The 25,829-nt window shown below is 41.7% G+C and carries 23 protein-coding genes and 1 pseudogene; 13 read left to right on the forward strand and 11 right to left on the reverse strand.

All coding sequences use genetic code 11. From position 1 onward, the window contains the following. Positions 1 to 92 precede the first annotated feature (92 nt). Positions 93 to 746 (forward strand): annotated as a pseudogene (locus FD716_RS17090) (ATP-binding protein); the annotation flags it as partial. Positions 747 to 949: 203 nt separating this feature from the next. On the opposite strand, the gene FD716_RS17095 reads toward FD716_RS17090, so the two are convergent. Further along, positions 950 to 1,705, reverse strand: coding sequence for a TorF family putative porin (locus FD716_RS17095; RefSeq protein ID WP_139853427.1), 756 nt, complete (start codon positions 1,703 to 1,705; stop codon positions 950 to 952). A gap of 1,209 nt (positions 1,706 to 2,914) precedes the next feature. Here FD716_RS17095 and FD716_RS17100 point away from each other — a divergent pair. Further along, on the forward strand, positions 2,915 to 4,249 hold the full coding sequence (locus FD716_RS17100) for an OprD family outer membrane porin (RefSeq protein ID WP_139853428.1): 1,335 nt from the start codon (positions 2,915 to 2,917) through the stop codon (positions 4,247 to 4,249). Positions 4,250 to 4,369: 120 nt separating this feature from the next. Here FD716_RS17100 and ppa read toward each other — a convergent pair whose 3' ends face one another. Both ppa and FD716_RS17110 read right to left on the reverse strand, forming a co-directional pair. Then, on the reverse strand, positions 4,370 to 4,894 hold the full coding sequence (gene ppa, locus FD716_RS17105) for an inorganic diphosphatase (protein WP_139853429.1): 525 nt from the start codon (positions 4,892 to 4,894) through the stop codon (positions 4,370 to 4,372). 125 nt (positions 4,895 to 5,019) lie between these two features. Continuing rightward, the gene (locus tag FD716_RS17110) at positions 5,020 to 5,418 is read right to left on the reverse strand and encodes an MAPEG family protein (RefSeq protein ID WP_139853430.1); all 399 of its coding nucleotides are present in this window, start codon (positions 5,416 to 5,418) and stop codon (positions 5,020 to 5,022) included. A 104-nt stretch (positions 5,419 to 5,522) separates the two neighbouring features. Between FD716_RS17110 and FD716_RS17115 the strand changes: the two genes are divergently transcribed. Next, positions 5,523 to 5,909 (forward strand): hypothetical protein, encoded by a 387-nt coding sequence (locus FD716_RS17115; protein WP_139853431.1) that lies wholly within the window; start codon positions 5,523 to 5,525, stop codon positions 5,907 to 5,909. A 44-nt stretch (positions 5,910 to 5,953) separates the two neighbouring features. On the opposite strand, the gene FD716_RS17120 is transcribed toward FD716_RS17115, so the two are convergent. The 6 genes from FD716_RS17120 to FD716_RS17145 form a co-directional block, all read right to left on the reverse strand. Continuing rightward, complete coding sequence (locus tag FD716_RS17120; protein WP_139853432.1) at positions 5,954 to 7,627, reverse strand: AMP-binding protein; 1,674 nt, start codon at positions 7,625 to 7,627, stop codon at positions 5,954 to 5,956. Between the two features lie 147 nt (positions 7,628 to 7,774). Then, complete coding sequence (gene parC / locus FD716_RS17125) at positions 7,775 to 10,000, reverse strand: DNA topoisomerase IV subunit A (RefSeq protein ID WP_139853433.1); 2,226 nt, start codon at positions 9,998 to 10,000, stop codon at positions 7,775 to 7,777. A gap of 196 nt (positions 10,001 to 10,196) precedes the next feature. Beyond that, positions 10,197 to 11,516 (reverse strand): niacin transporter NiaP, encoded by a 1,320-nt coding sequence (niaP, locus tag FD716_RS17130; protein ID WP_139853434.1) that lies wholly within the window; start codon positions 11,514 to 11,516, stop codon positions 10,197 to 10,199. 113 nt (positions 11,517 to 11,629) lie between these two features. After that, a complete protein-coding gene (locus FD716_RS17135; RefSeq protein ID WP_139853435.1) occupies positions 11,630 to 12,274 on the reverse strand; it encodes a trimeric intracellular cation channel family protein in 645 nt (214 codons plus the stop codon). Between the two features lie 58 nt (positions 12,275 to 12,332). Further along, positions 12,333 to 12,803, reverse strand: a complete 471-nt coding sequence (locus FD716_RS17140) for a YchJ family protein (protein ID WP_139853436.1) — start codon at positions 12,801 to 12,803, stop codon at positions 12,333 to 12,335. A gap of 119 nt (positions 12,804 to 12,922) precedes the next feature. After that, positions 12,923 to 14,512: a TerC family protein gene (locus tag FD716_RS17145; protein ID WP_139853437.1), complete on the reverse strand. Its 1,590-nt coding sequence runs from the start codon at positions 14,510 to 14,512 to the stop codon at positions 12,923 to 12,925. A gap of 377 nt (positions 14,513 to 14,889) precedes the next feature. Here FD716_RS17145 and FD716_RS17150 point away from each other — a divergent pair, with 377 nt between their 5' ends. From FD716_RS17150 to FD716_RS17160, 3 genes are all read left to right on the forward strand, one after another. After that, positions 14,890 to 15,492 (forward strand): LOG family protein, encoded by a 603-nt coding sequence (locus FD716_RS17150; protein ID WP_139853438.1) that lies wholly within the window; start codon positions 14,890 to 14,892, stop codon positions 15,490 to 15,492. An 80-nt stretch (positions 15,493 to 15,572) separates the two neighbouring features. Continuing rightward, positions 15,573 to 16,964 (forward strand): multidrug transporter subunit MdtD, encoded by a 1,392-nt coding sequence (gene mdtD / locus FD716_RS17155; protein WP_139853439.1) that lies wholly within the window; start codon positions 15,573 to 15,575, stop codon positions 16,962 to 16,964. Then, positions 16,957 to 17,658, forward strand: a complete 702-nt coding sequence (locus tag FD716_RS17160; RefSeq protein WP_139853440.1) for a glycoside hydrolase family 25 protein — start codon at positions 16,957 to 16,959, stop codon at positions 17,656 to 17,658. The genes mdtD and FD716_RS17160 overlap by 8 nt, the downstream gene beginning before the upstream one ends. 149 nt (positions 17,659 to 17,807) lie before the next feature. Here the strand turns inward: FD716_RS17160 and FD716_RS17165 are convergent, their stop codons facing one another. Beyond that, positions 17,808 to 18,281, reverse strand: coding sequence for a lipocalin-like domain-containing protein (locus FD716_RS17165; RefSeq protein WP_171477066.1), 474 nt, complete (start codon positions 18,279 to 18,281; stop codon positions 17,808 to 17,810). Between the two features lie 445 nt (positions 18,282 to 18,726). Between FD716_RS17165 and FD716_RS17170 the strand changes: the two genes are divergently transcribed. The 7 genes from FD716_RS17170 to FD716_RS17200 all read left to right on the forward strand — a co-directional run bounded on the left by FD716_RS17170 (position 18,727) and on the right by FD716_RS17200 (position 25,172). Beyond that, the gene (locus tag FD716_RS17170; protein WP_171477067.1) at positions 18,727 to 19,188 is read left to right on the forward strand and encodes a two pore domain potassium channel family protein; all 462 of its coding nucleotides are present in this window, start codon (positions 18,727 to 18,729) and stop codon (positions 19,186 to 19,188) included. Positions 19,189 to 19,284: 96 nt separating this feature from the next. Further along, positions 19,285 to 20,343: a DNA polymerase IV gene (gene dinB, locus FD716_RS17175; protein ID WP_139853443.1), complete on the forward strand. Its 1,059-nt coding sequence runs from the start codon at positions 19,285 to 19,287 to the stop codon at positions 20,341 to 20,343. Positions 20,344 to 20,733: 390 nt separating this feature from the next. Continuing rightward, the gene (gene creB / locus FD716_RS17180) at positions 20,734 to 21,486 is read left to right on the forward strand and encodes a two-component system response regulator CreB (protein ID WP_139853444.1); all 753 of its coding nucleotides are present in this window, start codon (positions 20,734 to 20,736) and stop codon (positions 21,484 to 21,486) included. A 3-nt stretch (positions 21,487 to 21,489) separates the two neighbouring features. Next, complete coding sequence (gene creC, locus FD716_RS17185) at positions 21,490 to 22,950, forward strand: two-component system sensor histidine kinase CreC (RefSeq protein WP_139853445.1); 1,461 nt, start codon at positions 21,490 to 21,492, stop codon at positions 22,948 to 22,950. A gap of 80 nt (positions 22,951 to 23,030) precedes the next feature. Then, positions 23,031 to 24,467, forward strand: a complete 1,437-nt coding sequence (gene creD / locus FD716_RS17190; RefSeq protein WP_139853446.1) for a cell envelope integrity protein CreD — start codon at positions 23,031 to 23,033, stop codon at positions 24,465 to 24,467. An 82-nt stretch (positions 24,468 to 24,549) separates the two neighbouring features. After that, on the forward strand, positions 24,550 to 24,759 hold the full coding sequence (locus FD716_RS17195) for a hypothetical protein (protein ID WP_139853447.1): 210 nt from the start codon (positions 24,550 to 24,552) through the stop codon (positions 24,757 to 24,759). A gap of 59 nt (positions 24,760 to 24,818) precedes the next feature. Beyond that, positions 24,819 to 25,172 (forward strand): RidA family protein, encoded by a 354-nt coding sequence (locus FD716_RS17200; protein WP_139853448.1) that lies wholly within the window; start codon positions 24,819 to 24,821, stop codon positions 25,170 to 25,172. Positions 25,173 to 25,220: 48 nt separating this feature from the next. Here FD716_RS17200 and FD716_RS17205 read toward each other — a convergent pair whose 3' ends face one another. Next, a complete protein-coding gene (locus FD716_RS17205) occupies positions 25,221 to 25,760 on the reverse strand; it encodes a DUF2726 domain-containing protein (RefSeq protein WP_139853449.1) in 540 nt (179 codons plus the stop codon). Positions 25,761 to 25,829: the final 69 nt, after the last annotated feature.

Here is a 25,829-nt window from a genome sequence, read left to right on the forward strand (position 1 = left end):
CTGTCATTACTCTAATCTATTTATGTAATTTTAGAGTGGCAACCTGTTGTTTTCTTATCATGCCACTCTTATCTATTACTGTAAATGACAGTGGCTCGCAACCCAAACCGGGCGAAATCACGTTGGCGCATTTGGGGGTTTTATTTTTAGATGAACTTCCCGAATTTGACCGTAAAGTACTTGAAGTCCTCAGACAGCCCCTAGAGTCTAAACACATTGTCATTTCACGCGCTTCAAGGCAGATCACCTTCCCTTCTGATTTTCAACTGATTGCGGCAATGAATCCCTGTCCTTGTGGTTATGCTTTCGATCAAGACAGTCGTTGCCAATGCTCGGCCGAAGCCATTAAACGCTATCAAAATCGTATCTCTGGCCCCCTGTTAGACCGCATCGATTTACATATCGATGTGCCACCACTTAAATCTCAAGAACTCCAAGACAAGACTGCCGTTGAAGATTCAAATACGGTGCGGCAACGTGTGATTCAGGCCTACCATATACAAATCAACCGGCAAGGCCATCTCAATCATGCGCTGAGTCCGAAGCAACTCGAAGAACATGCCAACCTCGATGTTCAATCAACTCAAATATTAGAGAATGCTCAACAACGCCTGAACCTTTCTGCACGCGCCTATCACCGGATTATTCGTGTTGCTCGTAGCATTGCCGATTTATCCCAAGCCATCCAAATTGAAAGCAAACATCTCACCGAGGCTTTGTCTTACCGTCGGCATGACTTGAGATGACCCCCTTCACAATAGACTTCTTTGATAATCCCTTGTATTTTCCGCTTAAAGGAGAAAAATGAAGGAACTAAAATGACATAAAAAAGCGACCCATTTTTCTGGTCGCTGAGTGCTGATCTTTATTTTAGTTTTGGCTGTTTTTATTATTGTATCGTGATCCTTAAGTCTCATCTGAGGCTTAAACCTAAAAGCTAGCTTTAGGCTTAAAAAGTATATTTTAAGCCAGCCACGACCTTATTCTTTTGCTTCTTATCTTCACGGTCATAGCCTCCCACAATAAAGTCTAGACTCATATTGGCACCCGTTGTACCAAGTGGGTGGCTGAGGCCTAAGTTTAAATGACGGAAAGTAAAATCTTCAGTGGTGGTTAGATTTTTATCCTTGTCATAATAATAAGCACCTACCGCAACATTCGCTGTAAATTCACTCGGTAAAGGATGGCTATATGCTGCTAAAAGATAAGTATCCCCCTTATTGGTGGTACTGCTATTTTTGGTTGCCGTCTGAGCAGTCAAAGCCAGACGTTTATAATTGACACCAAGCAACGTTTCAAAGAAATCTGATTTTGCATCCGACTGAGCATAGTAATAATAAGTTCCTCCCACGGTATAGCCTAGGTCTTCGTTGATTTTACCGCGATAGCCAATACTAAAATCATTTTCAAATGAATTACTACCCGTATATTTCTTCGTTGCAGTATCATAGTCTTTGAGCGAGTAGCCTAAAGTAGAACCCCAATAACCGAGATAAAAACCCGTTGGATGACTATATTCTAAGCCCGCTTGAACAGTCGCTTTATCATTTTCAGGACTATTGGTCATCCCACGTAAATCATAGCTTGAAAGTACCCCGACATTGCCCGTTACTGTCCCTGGAAAAGGAAGTTGTTTATTGTCTTCTGCCATACAGATACTCGATATGGTCACCAAAACCGCACTGATACAAATATTCTTTTTCATTAAAGTCAATCCCCTTAGACAGCCGCTTGTTGGTTGTGATCAATCATTGAAACTCATACTCTGGATAGCAATTGCTATGCCATTTACTCGAAAATGATTTATCAAAATAAAAAATAACTATTATTCATGAACTTATGATTTATTGTTGTTGGCTTTCGATGGCTAATATTCATAACACTGATGTGCCATTTCATCGTGATCAATCTAAATAGCGTATCCATAATGCAGTAACTCTGTTTTATAATAGGGCTCTACTCTAAAAAAAAGCACCATAAAATATCTATTCCATTTTTAAGCATCATCATTAATTTGACGTAAAAAATTACCCTCAACTACAGCCCTTGCGCCATCACAAATTACAGAAATAACAGCAGATTCATCACATTAACTTCAGTGAGGCAATATATTTATCTCAGTCAAATGTCAGATTAAAACCAGATGATTCATTCAATTAAAAAAAGAAATATGATGAAGTTTGCAATAACGCCAATCACAATCAATCCATCAATTTTGCATAAAATAATGTTTAAAAAGCAGATGCCGTCACCAATCTATTGCTTGAATGCACTTTAATCCGATTTTCACTGCATTCATTTAGAAAACTCAGGCCGCTAAAGATTTTAGAGTCGCAAACAAGCATTTAGAGCATTACATTTACTTTTCTTTTTCTTGTTTAACCCGCTGCAATGAAGCAGGTCATATTTTTATTCCAATAAAAGCAAAGACATTAATTGCAGCAAAAATAATAAACACATCAAATATAATTTTTATTAAGCGAAATTATCCGTCTCAAAAGGCAACTCCTCTGCTCAGAATTTAAAGCCATTACAGAATACTAAGTTTACATTTTTATTATATAAATATGGATAAGCACACTAATTATCCTATTGGTAAAATTGAACGCAAGTTGAAGTCGTTATGCTTTTGATGGTTATAATTTTTTTTCATGAAAATTGATATTTTATTCGCTTGCCAAAATCAGAAAAGAAAGATAATTTTTTATACCTATTTTAAGAGCTTAATAAATCGCTTTTCAAATTAATATAAATGTCATATGGTTCACCCTATGAGAGGTTAGGCTGACTTCTCTTATGCGAGTTGAGAGGGAATCTGGAGGTCATGCGGTCAAGAGGCTGTTGTTGACGCAATGACCAGATCGCTAAGTTCTACTTAAAACAAAATTGTAATTTATTTTAATGGGGCATTTTAATGCTAAAAAGTAAAAAACTGACATTGGCCGTCTTAATTCCAATGACGTGCATGTCTGTAAGCTATGCCAGTGAGCAAAGTGAAACAAAAGGTTTTGTTGAAGATTCAACAGCAACATTGACCATTCGTAACGGTTGGATTTATCGCGATAAAAAAGATCCTGGTGTACATGATCAAAGCTCTTGGGCACAAGGTTTTATCGCCAGCTATGAATCTGGCTTTACGCCAGGTATTGTCGGTTTTGGTATTGATGCTGTTGGTGATTTCGCTTTTAAACTTGGCGATAATAAGCATTCAGGCCAAGAGATGATTCCACTTCATCATAGTAATAACGACCAACCTGGTAAACCTTATAACCAATGGAGTCGTGGTGGCGCAAGCGTTAAAGCCCGAATTTCAAATACCACCATTCGCTATGGTACACAAATCTCTAATTTACCGGTTTTACAAAGTAATACCAAGGCGCGTTTGCTCCCTGAATACTATAACGGTACCTCAATCACTAGCCGAGAAATTAAAGACCTAGAAGTCTCTCTTGCCTATTACACCAAAGATCAAGGCTCTGCCCAAATCGCAACTGACCAAAATCACTTAAAGCGTGCAATTGCATATGGTGCAAAATATAAGGTCAATGATCAGTTCAATGTTGCTTACTATGGCGCTGATTTAAAGAATGCTTTAAATCGACACTATGTCAATTTGAACTATAAATATCCACTAGATGCTGATCGTTCACTCACCTTCGATGCGATGGCCTATCACACCAAGTATGAAAAAGATGTTTATGACAAAATATCTTATACGACCACTGGTGAAGCAAATACGGATAAGAAAAATACCATTTTTGGACTATCAAGTAGCTATAACACTGGCCCACACAATGTCATGCTCGCTTACCAACAAAACACAGGTGACTCGGGCTACGCTTATAACTTTGTAGGTGATGGTGCTGGTACGGTCTACTTACCAAACTCTTATATGTCTGACTTTGTTGGGAACAAAGAGAAATCGGTACAAGTTCAATATAACCTCGACTTAGGCAAACTTGGTGTACTGCCTGGTTTAAACTGGACCACAGCTTATGTCTATGGTTGGGATATTAACGTCCAAGACAATAGTAAGAATGGTACCGGCAAACTCATTACAGACAACGCGAAAGAGCGTGAGTTCTTTAACCAAGTTAGCTACACCGTACAAAGTGGTGCAGCGAAAGACCTCAGTGTGAAAGTGCGTAACTCGATTTATCGTGCAAGCCAAGACTACAATGCAAACCAATATATCGGTAGCACCAACGAATGGCGTGTCTTCATCGACTATCCTTGGAAATTATTTTAATTCAATCTCTTAATCAAGGTTGAATCAATAGCATAAAAAAAACCTACATCCATCAAGATGTAGGTTTTTTTATTTAGAACGAATTTGAATTATTTCAAACCTATTCGATCTAAAACAATATTATTTTGCAGCTTCGATTGATTTCAAGATTTCAGCTTTCGCAACTTCTGAACCTTCCCAACCATTCAACTTAACCCATTTCCCAGGCTCTAAGTCTTTATAATGTTTAAAGAAGTGCTCAATTTGTTGCAACAACAACGGTGGAAGATCGGTATATTCTTTCACGTCTTTGTACAGTGGAGAAAGTTTTTCATGCGGTACAGCGATAAGTTTCGCATCAATACCACCATCATCTTCCATATTCAGTTTACCGATTGGACGGCAACGAATGACTGCACCAGGAACCACTGGATGCGGTGTAATCACTAAGATATCAAGTGGATCACCATCTTCAGATAAGGTATTTGGGATATAACCATAGTTCGCTGGGTAGAACATCGCAGTACCCATAAAACGATCTACAAATAAAGCATCTGAGTCTTTATCAACTTCGTATTTAATCGGTGCTGCATTGGCAGGAATTTCGATGATCGCAAAAACATCATTTGGAACATCTTTACCCGCAGGAATATTACTATAACTCATAACAAACTCTTTAATACTTGGGTTGTCTGTAAAATCTTGGCAATTATAACGCTTTATTAAAGCAATGCGTTTGCATTATACAAGTTGCGTCATTAAATAGTGATTTCACTATATAAATAATTTAACTAAACCATGCGAATGATCATGACCAATAAGAAAATGGGACAGGCCATAGATAAAAACCAAATGACTGATCTCAAGGTTGCAAGATTCAGTAAATAGCAAATGCCATAAATCACACGTAAGACCAGATAAGCACTACCGAGCAAGATCACCACTGACTGTGGTACCACCATATATTCAGCCATGAGGATTGCTGCAATAAATAAAGGCAGGCTTTCAAAGCTATTTTGTTGTGCGGCATGCGCTCGCGCTGCAAGGCCTGTCGTATGTGCCATGAAATCACGTGGGTTCTGATTATCTTTAATCCTAAAGCCACCCGCGATTTTAGCAATCACGGTAAACGCATAAGGCAGTAAACAGGCAATTAAAATTAAGTAAATGATGCCATTAATACCTGACATGAAGTTATTCTCATGAAATCGCTAAGTGAGCTATCATAACATGGCGTTTAACGGATAATTTTTGTTAAATACCTTGTTTTAGTAAATTGTATTTTGGAGCAGATATGATCAACCCAGATCAAAAACAGATGTTCGATGTCTTGGCATTACAGCGAAAAAATCAACAACGTGTCGATCGCATACTGAAAATCGTTTTGCCCGTGATGGCATTTTTAATCTCGGTTATTTGCGCCAATCTCAACTGGCAATCAACTTTGGGCACTTTTTTAGTATTAGGTATTGCCTTTTATGCAGTTGGTATTCGCCGTTTAAATTTAAGTTTATGGCTCGGACTGGTCGCGCTCTATTGCTTGGTTGATATTTATTTTACCTATCAAGGGAATTTACCACTTCCTGCGATTGGACGACAAATGGGTACCATGCTGACTTTCACAGGAATCGTGGGTTTAGGTCGACCTTATCTAGACAGCTGGTTGATGCGAAACACCTAAAAAAAGCGCCAATTGGCGCTTTTTTATACTGCAAAATCAATAGATTATTTGCGTAAATCTTTGCGGAGGATTTTACCTACATTTGATTTTGGCAATTCATCTAAAAACTCAACATAACGTGGACGTTTATAGCCTGTTAGGTTTTCTTTGGCATAGGCCAAGATTTCTTCTGTGGTTAAAGATGGATCTTTTTTAACCACGAATAACTTAGGTACTTCACCTGATTTTTCATCAGGTACACCAATCGCAGCAACTTCTAAAACTTTTGGATGTTTTGAAACCACATCTTCAATTTCAGCAGGATAAACATTAAAACCCGAAACCAAGATCATGTCTTTTTTACGGTCAACGATTTTTGTATAACCACGAGCATCCATCACCCCGATATCACCGGTGCGGAAAAAGCCATCACTGGTAATCGCTTTTTCAGTTTCATCCGGACGATTCCAATAGCCTTTCATCACCTGAGGACCACGAATCGAAATTTCACCCTGTTCCCCAATCGCCACTGGATTGCCATCATCATCTAAAATTGCAACCTCGGTCAATGGTAAGGGAATACCAATGGTGCCGCTAAATTCAGGAGCAGCCGGTGGATTCACCGTAGCAACAGGTGAGGTTTCAGAAAGACCATAACCTTCGATAATATTACTGCCAGTGACACGCTTCCATTCATCTGCCGTTGAGCGTAGTACTGCCATACCACCACCCATCGCGATTTTTAGCTTGCTGTGATCGAGTTGTTTAAATTCTTCGTTATGTACCAAAGCATTAAACAAGGTATTCACTGCGGGGAAGAAGGTTGGTTGGTGTTTACGCAAATCTTTAATCACCGCAGGTAAATCACGCGGATTTGGAATAAGGACGTTGGCTTGGCCCTTATACATGCCATACAACGCGCAAACCATGAATGCAAAAATGTGATACAGCGGTAAAGCACAGAAGATGTTGTCATCTTTGCCCCCATCGCCTGGACCAAACTTACTTTCAAAAATAGCATCACATTGCAGTAAGTTTGCAACCAAATTGCGATGGGTTAACTCTGCACCTTTAGATACACCGGTGGTTCCACCCGTATATTGCAACAATGCAGTATCGCTTAGAGTCAATTGTGGACGCTTGTAATTGCTTGGGTTTACTTTGGCCATCGCATCATTAAAGCGAATATGCCCTGGAATATTCCATGCAGGAATTTGTTTACGTACTGAACGTAAAACGAAATTCACCAAGTTGCCTTTGAGGAAACCCAGCATGTCGCCCACAGATGCAATCACCACATGCTTAACAGGTGTTTTCCCAATAATCGATTGATAGACGCTTGCAAAGTTTTCAATAATCACCAGCGCTTCAGCGCCAGAGTCATTTAACTGATGTTCAAGTTCACGTGCGGTATACAGTGGGTTGACGTTTACCAAGATGTATCCTGCACGGAATACACCCAAAGCCACAACAGGATACTGTAAAACGTTTGGCATCATCACTGCCACACGTGATCCTTTGGCTAAACCCAAACTTTGTAAGTAGGTCGCAAATTTACGGCTAGCGACTTCAAGTTCACTGAATGAAATAACTTTATCCATAAAGATAAAAGCATTACGCGAACCAAATTTCTGAAAGTTCCGTTCAAGAATATCAACCAACGAAGTGTTTTCAGGAGGTAATTCTACTGACTCTGGTATCCCAGTTTTTTGGTATTCTGCAAACCAAATTTTTTCCATAATGCCGTACGCTCCAATCAGTAATCCTAAAGTTTTAAAAACATTTTTGTTTCTATCAAGCAATCATTTTTTGGCTTCTTTGTGCTCGATATCGTATCCATACTTACAAATACTTGAATACGTATATCTTATTTTGTGCAGTAAATGCTAGTTTAAAGCATGAATCAGCAGTCTATTTGCTTTTTGATATCCACGTGGTAGTAAAAGACCTTTTGATGCTCTTTTTCCGATATATTTTTGCAGGTCATCACCTTTTAATTTTAATTGCTGCTGCCCTGCAAGCACTTGAATTGTCTCATCAAGCGCCAAGGGTAGCATGAACACAAGCTGATCTTGTGGCTCAAGTTGTATCAGTTTATTACCTTTGCCTTTATTTAAAATGGGCAGTTCAGCCAAGTCTAAAATTAACATACGTCCCGCAGAGCTCAGCAAGGCCAAATGCGTTGCCTTGCCTGGCATACACAGGGGTAAGGCCGTCGCATCTTTAGGAACACTTAAGAATGCTTTCCCCGCTTTGGCATTGGTATCCAAAGACTGCGCTTGGGATTTAAAGCCATAGCCAGTTGAGCTCACCGCAACCACGTCTGCATCTTCGCCACTAATAAAGACTTGTAAAAAACGCACACCATTGGCCGGTGATAATTTTGAACTCAAAGGTTCACCTAAGCCACGAGCTGACGGCAAACTATTGATCTGTAGTGCATAACTGCGCCCTGTCTCATCGAGTACAAAGACTTTCTGATTCGATTTACCTTGGGCATGACTGAGATATTGGTCGCCGGTACGATAATTTAAATTCGCAGCATCGACTTCATGGCCTTTGGCTGAGCGAATCCACCCCGCTTCGGACAACACCACGGTGACTGGCTCGGCAGGCAGCATATCCTGCTCACTAATCGCGGTTGCATCGGCACGCTGTACGATTGGCGAACGACGATCATCACCAAATTTCTTGGCATCATCTTTGAGTTCAGTAATAATCAAATTCTTCAACGACTCTGGATTGGCCAGATATTCACGCAAGATCGCGGCTTTGGCCTCTAACTCTGCTTGCTCACGACGAATTTCAACTTCTTCAAGTTTGGCCAAATGACGCAGTTTTAACTCTAAAATAGCTTCAGCTTGGATATCATCAATATTGAAGTGCGACATCAACTCGGCTTTTGGTCGTTCTTCTTCACGAATAATCCGAATCACGGTATCGATATCGAGGTAAGCAATTAAAAGGCCCGCCAATATATGGAGGCGTTTCTCAATTTTAGTCAAATGATATTGCAGACGACGGGTGACCGTAGTCTTCCGAATTTCAATCCATTCCAATAAAATGCGACGAATCGATTTAACTTGTGGACGCCCATCTGCCCCAATCATATTCAAGTTGACACGATAACTTGATTCGAGTTCAGTAGTCGCAAACAAGTGACTCATCACCGTTTCAGCATCAATGCGGTTAGAACGCAGCACGATCACCAGACGAGTTGGATTTTTATGATCAGACTCATCACGTAGATCCGACACCATCAACAGTTTTTTCGCCTGCATCTGATCTGCAATTTGGCTAATCACCTTGGCACCTGAAACTTGATAAGGCAGTTCCGTTACAATAATTTCGTTTTTTTCAACCGTATATACCGCACGTGAACGATAACTACCGCGCCCTGTAATTTGAATTTTCAATAAGTCTTGCGGTGAGGTAATAATTTCCGCGCGCGTTGGTAGATCCGGCGCTGGAATATATTCTGCAATTTTTTCATCAGTTAAATTGGGGTTGCGAATCAGCGCAATGGTCCCCTTAATCACTTCACGTAAATTGTGCGGTGGAATATCTGTGGCCATACCGACAGCAATACCCGTGGTTCCGTTTAATAAAATATTAGGAACACGTGCAGGTAAAGTCATCGGTTCTTTCATTGAACCATCAAAGTTGTCTTGCCAATCACTGGTGCCTTGCCCCAGTTCAGACAGCAGCAAATCACTATAAGGGGAGAGTTTCGCCTCGGTATAACGCATTGCAGCAAAGGATTTTGGATCGTCAGGTGAACCCCAGTTGCCTTGCCCTTCCACAAAAGGATAGCGATAGCTAAATGGCTGCGCCATCAATACCATCGCCTCATAACACGCGGAGTCACCATGAGGATGGTACTTACCCAACACATCACCGACGGTACGTGCAGATTTTTTCGGCTTGGAGGTTGGCTTTAGCCCCAGTTCGCTCATGGCAAAAATAATACGGCGTTGTACCGGCTTTAAACCATCACTAATATGCGGCAATGCACGGTCCATAATCACGTACATGGCATAGTTGAGATAAGCTTGTTCGGTAAATTCTGCTACGGAGCGGTTTTCTGTCGCTTGATGCGCAAGGCTAGTCATTACAAGCTTCAATCCTGATCAAATGTTTATTGTTAAGTTGTTATGCTATGTCGCTGCCGCCACCGATACAAGGGGCGACAAAAATTCAATGCGACAAATACTGTCTTGTGGCCTAAAAGTATCCATTTTTAGTGGAATGAGCAACCTTAAATTATTAATTTTTGCGCAATACTGTCAGGCAGTTTGAATCAATCGACTATAAGCCAATGGATTCTAGGGTCTTACCTTTGGTTTCTTCACCCAAAACGATCACAATCAATGCCACCCCAATCAGCACCATTGCAAACATCATAAAGACCGAACTAAAGGCATTTTTTCCGAGCATCATTTGGGTGACCACCAACGGTGCCACAATCCCCCCTAAACGTCCAATCGCAGATGCCCAGCCTGAACCAAAGGCACGAATGTTGGTTGGATAGAGTTCTGGCGTGTAGGTATAGAGTACGCCCCAAGCCCCCAAATTAAAGAAGGATAATAAGCAGCCCCACAGCATAATCAGGTTCACGCTATCAGCTTGACCGAAGAAATAAGCAGAAATTGCACAACAACCAATAAAACCGGCCAAAGTCGCCTTACGGCCTAGTTTTTCCACCAACCATGCTGCCACCAGATAACCAGGAAGCTGTGCCAAAATCATCAACAGCACATATTCAAAGGACTGCACAATGCTATAGCCCTGCTTCACCAACAGGCTTGGCAACCACGTAAAAATACCGTAATACGAATAAACAATCCCAAACCAAATTAACCACAGCATCAGACTACGACGTGCCAGTGGTCCTGACCAGAGTTGTTTAAAACTAATTTTATGCTGCTGCGCTACAGGTTTAACCACAATCGTTTCAACAGGCTCAAGTCCACACTGCCGCTCAATTTTTTGTAAGATCCGATGTGCCTCATCAACCCGACCACGATTGATCAAATAAGGTATAGATTCAGGGACTTTCTTTAAAATAACAAAGACGTATAAGACCGGTAATCCACCAATCAAAAAGGCCATTTGCCAACCAAATTTTGGAATCACAAAATAAGACACCAAAGCAGCAACCAACCAGCCCAAGCCCCAAAAACTTTCCAGTAAAACAATAAAACGCCCGCGTACATGCGCAGGAATATATTCACTCACCAAGGTGACAGCAACGGGCAATTGCCCTCCCAACCCAAAGCCGACAATAAAGCGAAAGATCAGCAAATAGGTCAAGTTTGGGGCAAATGCACAGAGTGCCGTTGCCACACTATAAACCACCAAGGTCAATGCAAATACGGTCTTGCGCCCAATCCGATCCGCCAATGCACCGGCACATACTGCGCCCAAGGCCATCCCCACAAAACCAATCGAAACCACCCAACCTTTTGCAGCGGCGGTCATTTGCCAGTCGGCTGACATTTTGGTGAGGATAAAGGCAATCAGCCCGGTATCCATAGCATCGAACATCCAGCCAAAACCAATAAGTACCAGCAAGCTGTAATGAAAACGACCAATGGGCAAGCGCTGTACCCGGGAAATGAGATCCATAAGTTGTCTCTAAACGTTATAGAAGGATCAACTCAGTCTCCAATCGAGCACTGAGTCAATGGCAGATCAATGAAAGTGCAGCAATACTGCGGGGCAAGCCGTCACAATCCGTTTTAACTTTCATCTTTCGATGATGCAGATTGCTCATCATCATCTTTATAGATAAATTTGGGCATTTCCAAACCAAAGTAAATCGCGATACAACGTAAGGAAAAACCAAAAATCAGGGTAGAAATAACGGTCAATTCGAGTGAGAAGCCAATTTCGTGGCACACCCAATAGAAGATCACGGATACGAAGGCAATACTGGCATATAGTTCACGGCGGAATACTAATGGCACATCATTACATAAGATGTCGCGCAAAATACCACCCGATACACCAGTCAAAACCCCAGCAACTGCGGAAACCACAAAGCCATGCCCCATTTCGATGGCTATTTGACAGCCAATAATGGTGAAGCCAATCAAACCCAAGGCATCTAGGAGTAAGAAAATCGAATGCAGTTGACGCATCCATTTCGCAATAACAATGGTCACAAAGGCAGCAATACAGGTCAGCACCAAATACTCAGGATGCTTCACCCAGGTCAGTGGATAATGTCCAAGCAAGACATCACGGACTGACCCCCCTCCCAGTGCAGTTACACAGGCAATCAGCAATACCCCAAACCAGTCCATACTCCGACGTCCTGCCGAAAGTGCGCCAGTCATGGCTTCTGCAGTAATTGCGATAATATAAATCACCAGTAACAGCATTGCTTTTCCCTTTCATTATGGCTGCATTTAAGCGCGCTATTCTAAGACAAAAAATGGTCTAATTTATATAAACGGCACAACAATGTTTAATTTTTTTGCCAGAACCACAAATACATGGCTGCTTCATTGCCCACTGTTGTTCGGTGGTTGGATCAAGGAAATACCACTGCCCTGCATGTTGCACAAAGTGCGATAACTCATGATGAGTCCGTGCCTGTGTCCCATCATGGTAGTGTGCTTTAAACTCGACTTGGGCATGCTGTTTACTTAGCTGTTCATTATGACGAACAATCTCAAGCCCTGACCATTGATTGGCTTTGCTCCAAGCAGCAATCGCAGCTTGATCTAAAGCGGACTGTTGCCCAAGTGCCGTCGTCGCTACAAGATAATCTATTTGCTCTAAAGCGAAGGCACTATAACGCGAACGCATTAATTGTTGTGCAGTTTGCGCCTGCGCAACACCGAGATGCAATGGTTGGCAGCACATGGCGTAGCTTGCCAAGCCACAAGGGCAATTCTGTTCTGACATGGGACATCCTATTTTTTCATTTCGAGCGTCATATCGAGATGCATTTTAATATGCATTTGAAAAAACCAGTCATATTTGACTGGTTTTAGCACTTGCACCGCGCTTTAATTTAAGCAGACTTATTCATCTTGAGGAGCTGGATCAATCACAACAATATGTACCTTATCAATTTTATGACCATCCATCGTGACGATCTCAAATTTATAACCATCGGCTTGTAAGATTTCACCACTGACCGGTAAACGTCCCAGATGGAATAAGATATAGCCCGACAAAGTTGAATATTGCTCAGAATCATCAACCAAATCACAATCCAACAACAGTGACACGTGTCGAATATCGGTAGAGCCTTCTAAAATCAGTGAGCCATCCTCTAAACCCTCTGCGGCTGCATCCAGTTCATCTTCGTCAGGGAACTCACCTGCAATTGCTTCAAGAATATCAATTGGGGTCGCAATCCCTTCGATTGAGCCATATTCGTTGAGTACAATGGCCATTTGCAATGGCGCTTGACGTAATTGTTCCATGACCATCAATACTTGCGCATTTTCATGCACAATCACCGCATCACGTAAATGCTTTTCAAAATCGAGCACGCCCGTTTCAATAAAGTCATTGAGTACTTTATGGGTTAAGACCACACCCGCCAAATTATCGAGCTCGCCATAAGCCACAATTAAACGTGAATGGGTCATGGTCATTAACTGCTGTTTGATGCTCTCTGGCTCATCATGTAAATCGATCCATTCCAATTCTGGACGTGGCGTCATCAATGATTTCACTGGACGTTCGGAAAGTCCCAACACCCCTTGTACCATCACACTGTGATAGGCACCATTTTCAGGGTCAAACATTTCATTGGCCAAAGCTTGGGTTGCCAAGACATCATCATTGGCATTGTTGGATGCATCCGAAGAGTGTGCATTTTTACCCCCCAACATACGCAACACTGCCGACGCAGTACGGAAGCGCAAGTCATTGGTTGTCACCAATTTTTCTTGATTTTTGCGCATGGTCTGGTTACCAAACTCGATTAATACCGAGAAGCCAATCGCTGCATATAAGTAGCCTTTTGGAATATGGTAGCCAAAGCCTTCGATGATTAATGAGAAACCGATCATCATCAAAAAGCCAAGACAAAGGATTACCACTGTTGGATGTTTATTGACAAAATCCATCAATGGTTTAGATGCCCATAGCATAATCAATACGGCAATAATCACCGCAGTCATCATCACAGAGAGGTCTTTGACCATCCCCACCGCAGTAATCACACTGTCAAGTGAAAATACCGCATCCAATACCACAATCTGTACAATCACCATCCAGAACACGGCATGCACTGGATTTTCTTCTTTTACATGCTGCTTGCCTTCGAGTCGCTCATGCAACTCCATGGTGCCTTTAAATAGCAAGAACACACCACCGAACAGTAAAATCAGGTCTCGACCAGAGAACGCATGGTCGAACAGATGGAATAACGGGCTGGTTAAGGTCACCACCCAAGCAATCGATGCCAATAAAACCAAGCGCATGATCAACGCCAGCATCAAGCCGACAATACGCGCAGTATTACGTTGTTCTGGTGGTAATTTTTCCGCCAAAATCGCGATGAATACAAGGTTATCAATACCAAGAACAATTTCTAATACGATCAGTGTCGCAAGACCGACCCATGCAGAAGGATCAGACATCCATTCAAATATCATTGATCTATCTCCAACAGAGATACGGTGTAATTTTGGTCAACATCTCGACTTTGCAGATCGGGCTGCAACTGAGACTGCACCAAGCAGTTAAATTTTATTATTTGAAAAGACTGTATAAATTCGGAGCGACTACAACCACTACCCATTATTAATTCATTAGTTGAAAAAGATGAGAATGAGTATAGGCAAGAATAGGTAGAAATTCATCTTATTTCTGTAGATTGTCGACCTACAGACCTATAACTCTTTTATATTCAAAAACATAGTATCTTATCGCGGATATCACGCTGTAATATGTCAGCTTTGCGCTAGAGCCGAAAAAAATATCGTGCTAGATTAAGTATTAAAAAGCGCTGAAGGAAAGTTTAATAAAACCAATGACCAATCAAATACTCAATACCCAGCACACCGCAACACAAACATTAATCGCCCTCTATTGTGGTTCCCGCTCAGGACATGATCCTATTTATCGTGAAAGTGCCATCCAACTGGCTGAACAAATTGCTGCACATGGCTTTGGGATCGTCTATGGCGGTGCCAGTATTGGTTTAATGGGCCAAGTTGCCGACACCGTCAAACAAGCAGGTGGAGAAACCGTCGGGGTGATTCCAGAATTTATGCTCGATTATGAAATTGCACACCCCGATTTAACTGAACTGCATATTGTACAAAGTATGCATGAACGAAAAGCCATGATGGCTGATCGCGCCAGTGCCTTTATTGCCCTACCTGGTGGCCTAGGTACTTTTGAGGAAATCCTTGAAATCGCGACATGGAGCCAGCTTGACCGGCATCAAAAACCGATGATGCTATATAACGTGAATGGCTTTTATGACCATTTAATTGGACAGCTTGATCACGCCACCGAAACGGGCTTTTTACCGCAACAACATCGTGACAAACTTTTGGTCTGCAATGACCTCGAACAGGTCTTTGAAATTATTTTAAATATGGACTCAACGGCAGTGCTCACAGTTTAAACACCTTAATCTGAAATGATGCTGCTGTTTTTGCATTACACTAGGCTCAGTTACTTTTTAAACTGCTAATAATCATCATTATGCCAACACAACAGCATCGACGTTTACAGCCGAAATTTCGTTTACTGGTGTTACTCGTCGCCATTGGCTTTTTCATGCAAGGGCTCGATACCACCATCGTGACCACCGCCTTACCCGCGATGGCACAGAGCCTCAATGAAAATCCACTGCGCATGCACAATGTGGTCATTAGTTATGTGCTTGCGGTTGCTGCCTTTATTCCACTCAGTGGTTGGCTGGCAGATCGTTATGGCATACGTCATGTTTTTTTAGCCGCAATTATTATTTTCACCTTGGGTTCACTTGGCTGCGGCTTATCACAGAACTTTAATCAACTGATTGTATTTCGTGTAATTCAAGGATTGGGCGGTGCGCTGCTAATGCCTGTAGGTCGCTTGGCTTTACTGCGTATTATTCCCCGCGATCAATTTCTCTCCGCCATGAGCTTGATGAGTTTGGCTGGCCTCGCAGGCCCACTCATGGGGCCAACCATTGGTGGCTGGTTGGTGGAATATACCACTTGGCACTGGATTTTTTTGATCAATATACCGATGGGAATTGTCGGTATCTTTTTAAGCTTTAAAGCCATGCCAAACTTAACCGAAGCCAGTGTTAAGCGGTTTGACTTGGGCGGCTTTGTATTGTTGGTTATCGCCATGATTGGGCTCGCCTTGGGGATTGAGCACATTGCCAATCCACAAAGCTCACGCCAACTCAGTGTCGGGTTGTTACTGATGGGCTTCCTTGCCATGTTTTGGTATGCCTATCATGCACACACCCATCAAAATGCCTTGTTTCGCAGTAAGCTATTTAAAAATAAAATGTATGCGGTTGGGGTACTGGGTAATTTCTTTGCGCGCCTAAGTGGCAATGCGATTCCATTTCTGATGCCGTTAATGCTACAAATTGCATTTGGCATGGAACCCTTTATGACGGGGATCATGCTGACCCCAATTGTGCTTGGCTCTTTGTTTTCCAAGCCAATTGTTCGCCCGATCATCCAAAAATTTGGCTATCGTACCTTTCTCATCACCAATACTTTATTGCTCGGTGCCTGTATTGCCAGTTTTGCGCTGAGTACCGCAGAAACGCCAGATAGCATTCGTGCCCTGCATTTCTTCTTGTTCGGCACACTCAACTCGTTGCAGTTTATGAGCATGAATACGCTCACGCTCAAAGACTTAGCGCAACAAGATGCCAGCAGTGGTAATAGTTTCTTGTCGATGATCATGATGTTATCGATGAGTATTGCCGTGGCATTTTCAGGCACCTTACTCAATTTATTTACCGCATATTATGGTACAGACCAAACCACACTGGCTTTTCACCTGACTTTTCTGTGCTTAGGTGCCTTGAATATTTTAACCGCCATCATTTTTTGGCAAATTCCAAAAGACCAAAACAATGCATAAGTTTCGAAAAACCTTTGGCTACGGTCTACTGGCCTTACTTGGCACAACCACGATTGCAGCAACACCTGATCCACAGTTCAACATTCGTGGGATGGATGCTTCACATCACCAAGGTCAAATTAACTGGCGCAATATTTCCCCTAAAAACATGCAGTTTGTCTACCTAAAAGCCAGTGAAGGGGGTGATTATACTGACCCGCGCTTCCAAGAAAATTGGCTTTCAGCACGAGAACAAGGTTTACGGGTTGGGGCTTATCATGTGTTTCGTTTATGTCGTGATGGCAAGGTTCAGGCAGACAACTTTATCCATACTGTCCCGAAAAAATCGAATAGCTTGCCACCCGTGCTGGACTTAGAGTACGACAGTGCTTGTTTGGCACAGCTGCAAAAAGACCAATTACTCAAGCAAATTCAAGTAATGCACGACCGTCTACAGCAGCATTATGGCAAAACACCTATTTTTTATACCACGCCGAATTTTTATCATATGATCTTGATGGATTCTTTTCAGAAAACCCCGATCTGGATTCGTTCTTATCAAGCGCAACCGCAACTCAAAGATCGAAAATGGCTGCTTTGGCAATACAGCAATCAAGGCAAAATCAGTGGCATCAACACTGCTGTTGATCTCAATGTATTTCAGGGCAATGCCCAAGATTGGAAAAACTTCCTCAAGGCGCAAGGAGTTGAGTAATACGGTTTGCGCCTCGAGAAAGTCTAGTGCTTGGCACTGATATTCAGCATTTACACAGTTTTATTTACAGGCTCTTTAAAAGTGAAACCTGCATATTGCAGTTGTATATCAACACGGCCAAAGTCGATGACCGTGCTTTTTAAACAAAATTATTTTTGTTTTTTATACGTTAGTTGTTGACCTTGATCATCTAAAACCAAAGTCGTTTCATTCACAGAAACGACTTTATAGGTTGTTTTATCTGTACCAGATTGCTTATTGCCAATACTGAGTGCAACCAAACTTAAGTTGCCATCTTTATAATCCCAAGACTGGTATTTTAGCGTTTCCATATTAATCGAAGTAGCACTCAAGTCTTGGTTTAAAGTGAAGCCTTGAACTTCTTTATCGTTAATCGGGTTTGGTTCAACCCAATTGCCATAGAATGTTGCAATTTCAGCTGTGCTTGCACCCGCTGTTTCTGATGCTGCTTCAACAGGCGTAGATACGGCAACTACTTCTGATGCAACTTCAGCAGGTGCAGAAGCTGGCGTTGTTTCAGTCGTCTCTTTTTTTGCTGGTGAACATGCTGTGAATAAGATAGAAGTGCCCAATAAGGCAGTCGTTAACAATAATTTTTTCATAAATAGATTCCGATTCATCAGCGATATAAATTTTTTATCAATCGATTAAACGATCAAATAAAGCCATACAAGATTAGCATTAGCGCTCAGATCAGTTCTATTTATTCGTTAAATAAAGCGCTCATTGATCAACCATATCGGGGCTGTTTTACAATTTACGAAAAAGAGCTTTCGTATAAGCTAATTTCTGTTCATTCTATTGCCATGAATCTTTGAAATTTTAAAGCCTTATACTATGCATAACAAAAAATCACTGATAAAAGTATTAAACTCTTTAATTATCGTTGCTTCTCTTATTTTGGTGATAAGCATCTCCATTGAGACCTTTCGCCACGACTCTTTTTTAGCGCATTCGATTTATTTTGAAATTCAATTTTGGATTTGTATTTGCTTCACAGTCTGTTTTTTTGTTTTTTTCTATTTCTCAGAAAACAAATTAAAATTTATGGCGAAATACTCAATCCTGTTATTTTTATCGATTCCTTATCTCGCAATCTTAGATTACAGCTCAATCCATTTAACCCAAGAACAAATTTACTTAATCAGCTTCATTCCTTTACTCCGCGGTGGAGTTGCACTGGTGATGTTGATTTTATTGTTGGTCGAGCGCAATACCACTGCCATTTTTATCTCTTATTTATTGTTGTTATTTTCAATTATCTATTCCATGAGTTTGATTTTTTTCATATTCGAGCGAAATGTGAATTTCGAAGTACAGCACTATCGTGATGCACTTTGGTGGGCAGGCATGACTGTCACCACCGTCGGTTCAAATATTATTCCCTATACCAATGTTGGAAAAATAATTACCACGATGTTGGCGGCAACCGGTATGACTGCTTTTCCAATCTTCACCGTTTATTTTACGTCTGTGGTGAACCGATTAAGTAAATCTGAAAAGGAATAAGAGACAGTCAATGTCGCACCCTGTTCTCTACGGCATCATCTGCTCGTCAATTTCGATTAACATAAGTGAAGTAATGCGGCTTAGGTCATGAGTGAGATGAGAAAAATCATACATATCGATATGGATGCCTTTTATGCATCCGTCGAGCTTCGTAATCATCCTGATTTAAAACAACAACCGGTGGTGATTTCCTCAAATCATCCACGTGCAGTGATTGCCGCTGCCTCTTATCCTGCCCGCAGCTTTGGCCTACGTTCCGCGATGTCGATGACCCAAGCCCGTAAACTGTGTCCACAGTTGGTTGTCATTGAACCTAACTTTAATAAATATCGTGAAGCTTCTGCGCAGATTCATCAAATTTTTCAGCAATATACGACACTGATTGAGCCACTATCCCTCGATGAAGCCTATTTAGATGTGACCCAAAATCTAAAAAATCTTGCCAGTGCAACTGAAGTGGCGAAGTGTATTCAAGCGGATATTTTTGCCCAAACGGGGCTAACCGCATCTGCCGGTGTGGCACCGAATAAGTTTTTAGCCAAAATCGCCTCAGACTGGCATAAACCGAATGGCATTTGTGTGATTAAGCCTCATCAAGTTCAAGCGTTTATTCAAGATTTAGCCCTCAGTAAAATCCCTGGTGTGGGTCGTGTCACCAATGAAAAGCTCAAAAACCTGCGACTAGAAACCTTGGGGGATTTGCAAAAAATAGATGAAAATATATTGAGTTATCACTTTGGCAAATACGGCAAGCAGCTCTATTTATATGCGCAAGGCATTGATGAACGTCCAGTAGAATCCGAACGGCAACGTCAGCAAATTTCCAAAGAAACCACATTTGATCAAGATTTTACTTTGGCCGAATGTCATCCCTATTGGGATAAGCTCGTGCAACAAGTCTGGCAAACCCTCAAACAAAAACAGCTCTCGGCACGGGGGGTTACCGCCAAATTAAAGCTTAAAAATTTTCAAGTTTTACAGCACAGTAAAAGCTTTAAGCAGGCCTTAAATAGCCAAGATGAGCTATCACTGGTACTCGAACAATTATTGGATGAAATGTATATTCCAGAGCAAGATCAATTTCGACTGATAGGCATTGGGGTCTATCAATTGTCTGAGCAGCAACAAGAGCAACAACTCTCATTATGGGGTTAGGCTCAACCCGATCAAATATTAGGCAATCGCACAGATTTCACACAAATACTTGCCCACTTTGCCTAAATTTAGCGTAATCTAATGCGCATTGTACATTTATCCAATGTATACCTGAGATGCTAAAAATCACCTTTACTTTTAGCATGTTGTCCTGTGATTAGCGTGACGATCAAATCCGTAAATGACAGGGCACTCAAGTAAATCTGTGCAAGACCTGCCTCGCCATCCCCCCATTTCAAATATCATCAGCATCTGTCTCAAACAAAAATAATGCCCGACCTATCCACCATCTTTTATTATTTCTGCCAATATTGACTTAAATCGAATACACTAAATTTGCTTCACTGTAACAACACTCTTGATTCAATTGATTTTATAGCAATAGATACCATGAAAAACGTTCAAAAACAGATTCTCTGCGTAGAAGACGATGCCGCTATTCTGATGCCCTTACGCTATGCGCTGGAACGTGAGGATTGGCAGGTGGTTTGGGCCAACACAGGTTTGCAAGCCATTGAGTTTGTACAACAACAAGATTTTGATTTTATTATTCTCGATGTCGGTCTGCCTGACTTAAATGGCTTTGAAGTCTGTAAGCAAATTCGCAATATTAAACACACGCCTTTGTTATTTTTAACCGCGCGTGACGATGAAATTGACCGGATTGTGGGTTTAGAAATCGGTGCCGATGACTATTGTGCCAAACCATTTAGTTCACGTGAAATTGTTTCTCGGATCAAAGCCATTTGGCGACGCATGGCATTACAGCAACACGCGCTTGAACAACAGTTATGCACACATGCACCACCAGTTGCCGCTACGCAAACAGATGCAGCACAACAGGCCACACCACCAATATGGCAACAGTTTGAAGATGCACTGCAAATTTTATATTTTGGGGTGGCATTACAACTGACTCGTTATGAATATCGCCTGTTAAAATTGTTCCTCGATCATCCCGAACAGGTGTTTAGTCGACAACAATTGATGGATCATATTTGGGAACATCCCGAGCACAGTTTAGAACGAACCGTCGATACCCACATTAAAAGTCTGCGGCAAAAGCTGAAACAGGTTGCAGCAGAACCAGAGCCCATTGTGACCCATCGTGGTTTTGGCTATCGCTTAAAACGGCTGGATTAACCCATGTCAATTTTTATGCGGATTTGGTTTTTCTTTGGTCTGGTAATTCTATTGGGGCTGTGGTTTATGTCCTATGCCTTCAATCAGCAAGTTAAGCCCAATGTGCGTCAGGTGGTCGAAGATACTTTGGCAGAGAATGCCAATATTATTGCCGAGTTAGTCGCTGAAGATATGGTTACTGGTCAAATTAGTACAGCGCAGTTTAATCAAAAAATACAAAATGCTTTAGACCGCAAACTTAACGCGACCATCTGGCAGCAAAACAAACAAAAAATTAATCAGCAAATTTATATCACCAATGCACAAGGAATCGTGATTTACGATTCACAAGGTCAAAGCGTCGGTCAGGATTACTCTAAATGGAATGATGTCTACCTTACCCTAAAAGGTAAGTATGGCGTGCGTTCTACCCCAAACCGTTATGACCCTGGTCAAAATACCATGTATATCGCTGCGCCAATTTTTTATCAGCAGCAATTGATTGGCGTGGTCAGTATTGGCAAGCCCAGTGTTTCAGTCCAAGGCTATATTCAACGTGCTGAAGACAACTTATTGCAACAAGCCATTTGGATTGGACTCATCAGTTTATTTCTGGCCAGCTTGGTGGCGTACTGGATCAAACACAGCATAGATAAAGTGCGCCGCTATGCCCAAGCCTTGGCACCAGTCAATCAAGCACCACATTTCAATTCAGCTCAAGAGCTTAATTTGGTGACACAAGCTGTTGAGCAAATGCGTGAAAAACTCGAAGACCGTGGCTATGTCGAACACTATGTCAATAACTTAACCCATGAGCTAAAAAGCCCATTAACCGCCATTCAAGCCAGTGCCGAATTATTAAAAGAAGACCTACCGCTGCACGATCAGCAACAGTTTGCAGCGCATATTCATGCACAAAGTCAGCGTCTCAAGCATTTGGTCGATCGTATGTTATTGCTCACACGCTTAGAAAAATCAAAACATGCACTCGATTTACACCATCTCAATTTATCTGAACTGTTGCAGCAAGCCTTAGCGCAGCACAGTCAATTACAGCAAAAAAACATTCAATGTCTAGTCGATATTCAAAGCCATTGTTTCATTCAGGCGGATCGCTTTTGGCTCAATCAAATGCTGCACAACCTGTTGGACAATGCCCTAGACTTTGCACCGAATCATGCCAAAATTTGGCTACACTTAACTTATGTTGATGCGCAGCAAATGATGCACATTCAGTTATTCAATGAAGGCCCCGCCATTCCAGATTTTGCACTGCAACGGATTTTTGAAAGCTATTTCTCCTTAGCAAGGCCAGTCACCCAACAACGCAGCTCTGGCATTGGACTGAGTATTGTGCAGCAAGTCATTGAACAACATCATGGAAAAATCAGTATTGAAAACTGTGCCGCCAACCAGCTCGCCAGCATTGGTCCACATCAGTCCGGGGTATTGGTCAACATCCAACTTCACAAGAACTTCACTTAAAACTCAATTTCTCCTCAAATAAAAGACATCTCGATCTTGCACACTCAGCGCATCTAAAAATATACGTGTAAGGAGCGCCCATGCGCGCGCATTATATTGGCATAAAATTATTTGCTGTCATGCTACTGGTGATCATTGCCTATGTGGGTTTGGTTTTTATTTCAGGTTTAGTCACCGAGCGTCAAAGCTATCAACACGACTTTATCCGTGATATTTCACAATCACAAATCAGTGCACAAACCATTGTTAGCCCCTTTATACGGGTGCCCTATCAGGCGGCAAGTACCTGCTTGAATGAAAAAAACGAAAAATATGCATGTCTTGAGCAACGATGGGCCTTTATTGGTGCGCAACACAGTGATGTAACCACTACATTTAATGTGAGTGATGACAACTATAAACGTGGAATTTACAAAGCGATTAGCTTTAATACCCAACTCACCGCACAGGGTCAATTCTTAGCCAATGATACAAAACAACAAGATTATGAATGGGACAAAGCCGAAATTGTATTACCCGTTCAGGACCCACGCGGCCTGAACAGCAAACCCAGTATGAAAATTGCGGGGAATACTTACCAGTTTGCGTTTAGCCCACAAGATGATTCGTCTACAGCGTTTAATTTTATGCGCATTTCAGTACAGCAACGCCCTGAAATCAAAGCTTACTTACAACAAGGTTTCGATTTTAATCTAAATCTAGACAGCAATGGCTTAAGCAGCTTTACCTTAATTCCAACCAGTCAATCGATTCAATATCAGGCCACAGGTAACTGGGCAGATGTCAAATATGATGGTCAAAATCTGCCTTTTGAAAAACAAAGTGCTGAACAACAGTTTAGTGCACAGTGGAAAAACATCGCGATCGGACAACAAAATCTCGCACGTTTAGCGCAATGCAACAGCCGAGATTGTCTGGCTGGTGTAATAGCTGTTGCAAATCCACAAGCTGCAGCCGAAGCCGAATATTCAAACACCACAGACAAAATTGGCTTAACCACCGAGTTTTTACAGACTGCAGATGTCTATACCCAAACAGACCGTGCAATCAAATACGGCATCATTATTATCTTTATGAGTTTTGCCTGCTTCTTCTTGTTTGAAGTGCTCAAAGGACTGCCGATCCATCCGATTCAATACAGCTTAGTCGCCATGGCACAAGGCCTCTTCTTTGTATTGCTACTCTCGATCAGTGAATATTATGCCTTTGCACTGGCCTATCTCTTGGCGGCAATTGCATGTATTAGCTTGATTACTTGGTACTTATATTTTGTGATGCAAAGCGTGAAAGCCGCAGCAGGATTTGGTGTCATGTTGAGTTTACTCTACGCCATGATCTATCTATTGCTGCAATCCAATAGCAAAACATTCTTGGTTGGTGCAATTATTTCCTTCTGTCTGTTGGCTGCCGTGATGTTTGTGACCCGCCATGTAAACTGGTATCAAATCCAAAATAAAGCGGTGCAGTCCAAGTCCGAGCTTGCAGCACCCATGACATCCGACTCAGCAGAAACATAACACTTCGATACAGCACACAACCCGACATAGAATGCACTGAGCTTCATTCTATGTCTTTAATTTTTATTTAAATGAGATCAACATGAACCTAAATACCACAGCATCACGCAGCCATTTACAACAACTCTGCCCAGCCGATAGCACCATCGCCAAATGTTTAAACCAACTGCGTGATGCCAAAATTAGCTTTCTCAATTTGGGCAATTTAATTATTTGCCCTGAACAACGCTGTTATTTCGTTTTTCAATCGAAGCAGTTAATGCGGATTGAAATGCTAGATGGCGTTCTATAGTTTGCAGCAGACTCAAGTTCACGTACACTGAGTCACATTATTTTATGTTGAGCAAATGCATGGCTGTACAACGTTTACATGTAGAAAAGCGTTTTTCTGAAGTGGCCATTTCCGGCCATTTGGTTCATCTAGCTGGTCAATTGGCCGGTGATACCAGCGTCGGAATCCAATCACAAACTGAGCAAACTTTAGCGCTCATTGACCAATTACTGGCAGAAGCAGGTACAGATAAACATCATATTATGTCGGTGATGATTTTCTTAAAAGATATCGAGCAAGACTATACGGCAATGAATGCGGTTTGGGATGCTTGGTGTGCGGATACCCAAGCGCCACCACGTACTTGCGTTGAAGCAAAGCTGTATAGCCCTGACGTTTTGGTGGAAATGACCGTGGTGGCTGTGAAACCCTAAGCACACACCAGAGATAAAAAATGCATGATCATCATGCATTTTTTGCGACTAACTAAAAGCACGCATTCGGGCAATTCGTTCAGCATAAAGTGGACTAGGCTGTACAATTTGTGCAGTGCACAACTCTGAATCAGGAGCAAAGCTCTGTTTAAGCTTCAGATCTTCACATAACTGGTCGGATTCGGGAATACCAATATATCGAATCACACGATAACCGGCAGCATCTAACAGCGCATCTTGATAAGCTGCTGTTTTAGAACGTTTCATGACATTTAAATCATCAAGTGCCAAGACGGCGATAACCCGATAGTCTTGATCGAGCACGACAAAATCGGCCACCATTTTCTGGTATTTACGCCGAGTATGTAAATATTTAGTGGTTAATAAGGCATCAAAAGAGACATGTGCCAATACATATGCTTGTGGTAATGCACTCTTAACGCGGCTGAAAATCAGTTGGGCATTACTATTTAGTACTGCTTTTTGTCGAAGTGCACTATCTTTCTGCTGTTTTCGTTGTACATGGCGATAAGCCAAAATCATAACGAGGCAGAACACTACCAAACTTGCAATAATCATCAGATCCATTCCGATTACCTCATATCGTTATAATTGATCCTTCGGTTTCTCAACCTTTATTTTTATCAATTATACTGT

Origin of the sequence: Acinetobacter pullicarnis (assembly GCF_006352475.1) — a bacterium.
Taxonomy (GTDB): Bacteria; Pseudomonadota; Gammaproteobacteria; order Pseudomonadales; family Moraxellaceae; genus Acinetobacter; species Acinetobacter pullicarnis.

Bases quoted from the DNA above. Each gene is read 5' to 3' on its own strand.
- FD716_RS17200 (WP_139853448.1), top strand. From the start codon at position 24,819: ATGGCTGTACAACGTTTACATGTAGAAAAGCGTTTTTCTGAAGTGGCC.
- FD716_RS17115 (WP_139853431.1), top strand. From the start codon at position 5,523: ATGATCAACCCAGATCAAAAACAGATGTTCGATGTCTTGGCATTACAG.
- creB (WP_139853444.1), top strand. From the start codon at position 20,734: ATGAAAAACGTTCAAAAACAGATTCTCTGCGTAGAAGACGATGCCGCT.
- niaP (WP_139853434.1), bottom strand. From the start codon at position 11,516: ATGGATCTCATTTCCCGGGTACAGCGCTTGCCCATTGGTCGTTTTCAT.
- FD716_RS17205 (WP_139853449.1), bottom strand. From the start codon at position 25,760: ATGGATCTGATGATTATTGCAAGTTTGGTAGTGTTCTGCCTCGTTATG.
- FD716_RS17100 (WP_139853428.1), top strand. From the start codon at position 2,915: ATGCTAAAAAGTAAAAAACTGACATTGGCCGTCTTAATTCCAATGACG.
- parC (WP_139853433.1), bottom strand. From the start codon at position 10,000: ATGACTAGCCTTGCGCATCAAGCGACAGAAAACCGCTCCGTAGCAGAA.
- mdtD (WP_139853439.1), top strand. From the start codon at position 15,573: ATGCCAACACAACAGCATCGACGTTTACAGCCGAAATTTCGTTTACTG.
- creD (WP_139853446.1), top strand. From the start codon at position 23,031: ATGCGCGCGCATTATATTGGCATAAAATTATTTGCTGTCATGCTACTG.
- dinB (WP_139853443.1), top strand. From the start codon at position 19,285: ATGAGAAAAATCATACATATCGATATGGATGCCTTTTATGCATCCGTC.
- FD716_RS17195 (WP_139853447.1), top strand. From the start codon at position 24,550: ATGAACCTAAATACCACAGCATCACGCAGCCATTTACAACAACTCTGC.
- FD716_RS17160 (WP_139853440.1), top strand. From the start codon at position 16,957: ATGCATAAGTTTCGAAAAACCTTTGGCTACGGTCTACTGGCCTTACTT.
- FD716_RS17145 (WP_139853437.1), bottom strand. From the start codon at position 14,512: ATGATATTTGAATGGATGTCTGATCCTTCTGCATGGGTCGGTCTTGCG.
- FD716_RS17170 (WP_171477067.1), top strand. From the start codon at position 18,727: ATGGCGAAATACTCAATCCTGTTATTTTTATCGATTCCTTATCTCGCA.
- FD716_RS17120 (WP_139853432.1), bottom strand. From the start codon at position 7,627: ATGGAAAAAATTTGGTTTGCAGAATACCAAAAAACTGGGATACCAGAG.
- FD716_RS17135 (WP_139853435.1), bottom strand. From the start codon at position 12,274: ATGCTGTTACTGGTGATTTATATTATCGCAATTACTGCAGAAGCCATG.
- creC (WP_139853445.1), top strand. From the start codon at position 21,490: ATGTCAATTTTTATGCGGATTTGGTTTTTCTTTGGTCTGGTAATTCTA.
- FD716_RS17110 (WP_139853430.1), bottom strand. From the start codon at position 5,418: ATGTCAGGTATTAATGGCATCATTTACTTAATTTTAATTGCCTGTTTA.
- FD716_RS17150 (WP_139853438.1), top strand. From the start codon at position 14,890: ATGACCAATCAAATACTCAATACCCAGCACACCGCAACACAAACATTA.
- FD716_RS17165 (WP_171477066.1), bottom strand. From the start codon at position 18,281: ATGAAAAAATTATTGTTAACGACTGCCTTATTGGGCACTTCTATCTTA.
- FD716_RS17095 (WP_139853427.1), bottom strand. From the start codon at position 1,705: ATGAAAAAGAATATTTGTATCAGTGCGGTTTTGGTGACCATATCGAGT.
- ppa (WP_139853429.1), bottom strand. From the start codon at position 4,894: ATGAGTTATAGTAATATTCCTGCGGGTAAAGATGTTCCAAATGATGTT.
- FD716_RS17140 (WP_139853436.1), bottom strand. From the start codon at position 12,803: ATGTCAGAACAGAATTGCCCTTGTGGCTTGGCAAGCTACGCCATGTGC.